At 39.7% G+C, this 849-nt stretch carries 1 protein-coding gene and 1 pseudogene; both read left to right on the top strand.

Features of this window, described 5'->3' with window-relative positions:
* Positions 1-279, top strand: a pseudogene (locus ACFINU_RS10110) (filamentous hemagglutinin); the annotation flags it as partial.
* A complete protein-coding gene (locus ACFINU_RS10105) occupies positions 276-680 on the top strand; it encodes a hypothetical protein (RefSeq protein WP_375607590.1) in 405 nt (134 codons plus the stop codon). The pseudogene ACFINU_RS10110 and the gene ACFINU_RS10105, both read left to right, overlap by 4 nt.
* The last annotated feature ends 169 nt before the right edge of the window (positions 681-849 follow it).

Genomic DNA, 849 nt, shown 5'->3' with positions numbered 1-849 from the left:
GCATCCGGTCTGTTAGGGTATGTGAGTGATAGCAAACAAACCATTGTTGGTTTTGATGGGAATAGATATGACTTTGTTAGCAGAATTATTGGCGGCAATGGCTATACTTACGAGACAATACCTACTGGTAGTAACATGTGGAAAGAATGGTGGAGAGTGATCATGAATCCCATAAGCTCCCATACTTGCCTTGGAGATGCGAGTCCACAATGTAGATATGATTATGGTTCATCTCATCGTGAACAATTTCCTTTAAGTAAATCATGGAGTAAAAAATGAAACAAACCCTAAAATTATTAAGCGCTGTAACTTTGTTCAGTATTGCAGGATGTCAATTTAACAAACCTCCTCTAGGAGAGGTGGCAGCGTGGAAGAAACCAGGAGCAGATTTTACTGAGGTAGGAAAAGCCTTGTTAGAATGTGGAATGCCAACTCCTTATTATACTGATCCAGAAAGCAGAAAGCTAAGTAACAATGCATGGGCAACAATTCATGCTTGTATGGTTCAAGCAGGTTTCCATTATGAAAATGAACATGAGGGAGGATGGTGTTATACTTTTAGAGCCGAAAACCTTCCGATTTGTCGTCCAGGCGCTGTTGTTCCACAGCGCAGTGTCAAGAAGCGCTTAAACAGCCCGTTTTGTAAAAAATATAAAAATGCACCTGAATGCAAACCTTAAGTCTTGCTGTTTGTAATGACCAACAATCTGCCATCCTTGCCTTTACTTGGAATGGCGGGATTGTTTTCTCAATTTACCATCTCAACTCAGTCCAGAACTGTCTTGAAAAACGGAGATAAAATATCAACAGGCTTTAGAGCCTTTTTATTGTAAATAAATCCATTGAAAG

It is taken from the genome of Bartonella sp. AC130YNZD, assembly GCF_042196865.1.
Classification (GTDB): domain Bacteria; phylum Pseudomonadota; class Alphaproteobacteria; order Rhizobiales; family Rhizobiaceae; genus Bartonella.
The sequence above is the reverse complement of the archived record's forward strand: the minus strand, read 5'-3'. Positions and strand labels throughout refer to the sequence as shown.

Excerpts from the sequence above, each read along its gene's own strand:
- ACFINU_RS10105 (WP_375607590.1), top strand. The coding sequence starts at position 276 with ATGAAACAAACCCTAAAATTATTAAGCGCTGTAACTTTGTTCAGTATT.